The following is a 4,245-nucleotide window of genomic DNA, read 5'->3' on the forward strand; positions in this document are numbered from 1 at the left end:
GTGAAAAGCGCGCCATCGATCATCGACTGACCCCATTCGTTATCGAAGGATGCCGTTGGTTGTGCGGCAACAAACTGCGAGGCCGTCTTTCCGCCCCGGTTCAGCGTTGTCGCCGCCGCCGCCGCACGTGGCTGCAAAGACCAACAGGATCCAAATACGTCGCCTTTAGGGACGGATAATCAGACGACCAACGCTTGGCTGCAGCCGCTCGGCCTATGTACGAGCTGCAGGTTGGGACTGACCGTCAGCCACTTCACGGGGCTGAACCGGTAATAGAGTTCGGCGGCCTATTCCGCTCTGGGCAGCATAGGTGCCGATCACCGTTCAAAGCCCACGGGCAGGGCGTAGGCTATTATGGAGTCCCCCATCTTCGTCCCGGCAGATCCGTGACCGCCGGCGACTGCGACCACATATTGGCGCCCGGTCCTCGCCGACCGGTAGGTCATAGGCGTGGCTTGGGCTCCCGCCGGCAGGCGGGCGCGCCAGAGCACCCGCCCCGTCGTCACGTCATAAGCGCGGATGTAATAATCCAAGGAAGACGTCAGGAACGCCACTCCGCCTGAGGTCGCCAACGGACCTCCGAGCGACGGAACGCCCATCTTGATCGGCAGCGGCAGTGGGGCCTCGTCCCGCACGGTCCCATTCCGATGCTTCCAGACGGTGCGCCCGGTCACCAGATCCATCCCCGCGACATATCCCCATGGCGGCGCCTGGCACGGCAGGCCCAAGCTCGACAGGAATGGGTTGAGCGCGACCGCAAAAGGGGCGCCCGCATTCGGATTGTAGCCGCGGACCCTTGAGCCGCCGCGATCGGAACCTCCGACTGCGCCCAACTGGCCAAGATGATCGTTGGGCTGGATCCGGGGAATGAGCCGGCTTGTGAACGCCACGTAGTCGGGATTTGCGAACGCAACCTGCCGGACAGGATCGATCGCGATCCCACCCCAGTCAAAAACTCCGAAATTGCCTGGATACACAAGCGAGCCCTGCATCGAAGGGGGCGTGAACGGCCCCTCGTAACGGAGCTTCCGGAAGGCGATTCGGCAGGCAAGCTGGTCCAGCATCGTAGCCCCCCACATGTCCCGTTCCTCGAGTGGGCGCTGCGGCATGAAGGTCGCCGTTGAAAATGGCTGGGTCGGGGAGAGACGGTCGCCGGGCGCGGGGCCGCCCGGGACTCGCCTTTCGGGTGCGGCATGGATGGGTTTGCCGGTCCGCCGGTCCAGAACGAAAAGGTTCCCCGTCTTCGTCGTCTGCACGAGTGCAGGAACGCGCCCTCGTCCCGGAATGTCGATATCGAGCAGCGAGGGCTGCGACGGAACGTCCATGTCCCAGAGATCGTGGTGCACGGTCTGGTACACCCAGCGCTCGCGCCCTGTGGCAAGGTCGAGGGCGAGTATCGCGGAGGTATAGCGCTCCGTATTGGGTGGGCGCGTGCCGCCCCATTGATCGACGGCGCCATTGCCCATCGGGAGATACACCATTCCGAGCGCCTCATCGGCCGCGGCAGTGCTCCAGCTGTTCGGGGAGGAGCGGGAGTAATGCTGATCCGGACCGATCGGCGCCGTCGAGCCCGGATTTCCCGGATCGAAATTCCAGACGAGCTTTCCTGTCACGACATCGAAAGCCCTGATCACGCCGGACGGCATCCCGACCGATTTGTCGTCGTAGATCGAGCCGCCGAGTATGATGAGCCGGCGCGTCACGAGTGGTGCCGAGGTGAACTGATACCAACCCTGCTGGTAGGCTGCCATTCCCGGCCAGAGGCTGACCTGACCGCCACTGCCGAAGCCTCGGCATGGCCTTCCCGACGCCGCGTCGATCGCGAACATGCGGGCATCGTTCGTGGTCAGGATGAGGCGCTGAGGGCATTCTCCGTCGGGCGCGCGCGGAGCCCCTGGCCAGCTGGCGTCGTGGTAGGAAACGCCGCGGCAGGTAAGGTGCTGAATGTCAGCGGGGACCACGATCTTCGGATCGAAGCGCCACCGCACCGCGCCCGTTTCGGGGTCAAGGGCGAGCACCTGGTTATGAGGCGTGCACAGATAAAGGGTGTTGCCGACCTTGATCGGCTGCGTCTCGTAGGTCGTCTCCACAGGGTCGCCGGGCCGTTTGCGATCCCCGGTTTGCATCCTCCACGCTGGCTCGAGCCGATGCGCGTTGGCGGGAGTGATCTGCCTGAGGGGCGACCAGTTATTGCCGCGCCAGGTTCGGCCGTAGGTCCACCAGTCATCGTCCGGCAGTCCCTCCATTGAGGCAGCTGACTGGCTGCCTCGCGCGGGCAGCGAACCCTCGAGATCATGCTCGTCGGACAGCATCGCCGAAAGCGCCACGACCGTGGAAGCGGCAAGTGAAATGGAAAGCAGCAGCCCGGGGCCACGGCGCAGCGATGGCGGAAGCTCATCCCCTTCCCGGTGCAGCCGCTTCCGGACGCGTGGGAGGAGCAGGACGAGCCCAAGGATGAAAAGGATGTCGCCTCGCGGCGCCAATTGCCACCAGTCGAGGCCGATCTCGGCAACGGCCCAAATCAGAGTGCCGAGGAGCACCGCTGAATAGACGTAGAGGGCGGTGGCTAGCCCTCGGTATAGAAGCCAGGCGACAACCACCAATCCTGCCCCGGCGACGGCGTAATACGGGCTTCCGCCAAGTGCGATGAGATAGATGCCGGGGATCAGCGATCCCAGTCCGATCAGGCCGACGGCAAGAGACAGAGCTCTGACCAAGCGTCCAGGATTCTGCGCGTGCGTATGCCGGGACCGCATCAGGTTCCCCGTTGCGCCGTATCGGGGCACCTCAGGCGGAGGATCGGGCGGTTCGCCACCTGGTCCTTGGAACGCTGGATCGGTGCAGGACCGGGAATGGCGGCAGGCATTTCAAGCCCGTTGGCGGTGTTCGGAAGTGGCGGCGAAGCGAGGAGCGGCTGAAGCATGAGAACCTCCGGCAGGGGCGAATACTGCCTCTCCTATTGAATCATGCCGCCGCTCTATTCCGCCTCCGCACGATGAACTGCGCTTTGGAACGGTCCTCATCCTCTTTCATCATTATAGAGAGCCTCTGCCCGGCCCGCGTGCGTACCCTCGGCTCCGCAAGTGCCGCCGGCGAAACTTCTCAGATCTCCGATGAAGCGGCCGAATCCGGGAAGGAGGTGCGAATAGGAAAACGTCCCGGCGCAGCGGGAAGACCGCGCTCGGCGGTGGCGCAAAAAGGGGGCAACCGAAGAGGCCGATTACCCCAATGAGCCCAGCCGTTCACGCAGCCATCGTTCTCGCCACCGGCGAAGATCCGGCATTCCACGCTGGGGATGCCGTTCGAGTCCTCACCCGCTCACCGGTGGGTCATTACCGCGTCCCCACTTACCTTCGCGGGAAAAGGGGCACGGTGGAGGCAATCATCGAGCCACCTTGGATGGACAACGAGGAGGAAGGCTTCGGCCGCAACGCAGGATCGAAGCGCCATTATTATCGCCTTGCGATCCCGATGACCGAGATCTGGAGCGACTATGTCGGCTCACCCCGGGACGGGATTCACATCGAGGTCTTCGAAACCTGGCTCGAGAAGGAAGCCCGATGAGCGAAGGCCACGACCACGATCACGCTCACCATGAAGCCTCGTATGCCGCGGATGATGAAATGCCCGGCTATTTCGCGATCATGGAAGCGGCGGTGGAGGAGCTTCTCTTCGAACGCAAGCTGCTCGAACCCGCAGAGATCCGACGACAGATCGAAGTACTCGACACGCGCAACGAGGCGCTCGGGGCGAGGGTCGTCGCGCGCGCTTGGACGGATCCCGCTTACCGGGAGCGGCTCCTCGCCGACGGGAAAGCCGCGTGCGAAGAACTCGGCATCAGCTTTTACGACGAGACGGGCTTGATCGTTCTCGAGAATACCGAGGCCGTGCACAACCTCCTCGTCTGCACCTTATGCTCCTGCTATCCCAGGCCTGTCCTGGGGCTCCCGCCAGACTGGTACAAGCAGAAGCCCTATCGCGCCCGCGCCGTGTACGAGCCGCGCAAGGTGCTTGCGGAATTCGGGACGATCATTCCCGAAGATGTGGAGATCCGGGTCAGCGACTCCACCGCGATGGTTCGGTTCCTGGTTCTTCCACAGCGCCCACCCGGCACCGAACATTACGATCTCGGCCAACTCGAGGCGCTCGTCACGCGCGATGCAATGATCGGTGTCGTGCGGGAACTCGATCGAAGCAGGGGGAGCAGAGCATGATCATAAGTTTGCCCCTGGTGGCGAGGCTTCC

The 4,245-nt window shown here is 63.7% G+C and carries 4 protein-coding genes; 2 read left to right on the forward strand and 2 right to left on the reverse strand.

Going from position 1 to position 4,245, the window contains the following annotated elements:
- Window positions 1-317: 317 nt before the first annotated feature.
- Together VF662_RS08445 and VF662_RS08450 are read right to left on the reverse strand one after the other, a co-directional pair.
- Window positions 318-2,717, reverse strand: coding sequence for a membrane-bound PQQ-dependent dehydrogenase, glucose/quinate/shikimate family (locus VF662_RS08445; RefSeq protein WP_464139843.1), 2,400 nt, complete (start codon window positions 2,715-2,717; stop codon window positions 318-320).
- Between the two features lie 38 nt (window positions 2,718-2,755).
- Entirely contained in the window at window positions 2,756-2,923 is a 168-nt protein-coding gene (locus tag VF662_RS08450) for a hypothetical protein (protein ID WP_464139845.1), read from the reverse strand.
- A gap of 305 nt (window positions 2,924-3,228) precedes the next feature.
- Between VF662_RS08450 and VF662_RS08455 the strand changes: the two genes are divergently transcribed.
- Window positions 3,229-3,564 carry an SH3-like domain-containing protein gene (locus VF662_RS08455; RefSeq protein ID WP_464139847.1) on the forward strand — a complete coding sequence of 112 codons (336 nt, stop codon included), beginning with the start codon at window positions 3,229-3,231 and terminating at the stop codon, window positions 3,562-3,564.
- A complete protein-coding gene (locus VF662_RS08460) occupies window positions 3,561-4,214 on the forward strand; it encodes a nitrile hydratase subunit alpha (RefSeq protein WP_464139849.1) in 654 nt (217 codons plus the stop codon). The genes VF662_RS08455 and VF662_RS08460 overlap by 4 nt, the downstream gene beginning before the upstream one ends.
- Window positions 4,215-4,245 lie beyond the last annotated feature (31 nt).

The organism is Allosphingosinicella sp., from assembly GCF_036387215.1.
Classification (GTDB): domain Bacteria; phylum Pseudomonadota; class Alphaproteobacteria; order Sphingomonadales; family Sphingomonadaceae; genus Allosphingosinicella.

Coding starts and splice junctions, on each gene's coding strand:
- VF662_RS08460 (WP_464139849.1), top strand. CDS start 3,561: ATGAGCGAAGGCCACGACCACGATCACGCTCACCATGAAGCCTCGTAT.
- VF662_RS08450 (WP_464139845.1), bottom strand. CDS start 2,923: ATGCTTCAGCCGCTCCTCGCTTCGCCGCCACTTCCGAACACCGCCAAC.
- VF662_RS08455 (WP_464139847.1), top strand. CDS start 3,229: ATGAGCCCAGCCGTTCACGCAGCCATCGTTCTCGCCACCGGCGAAGAT.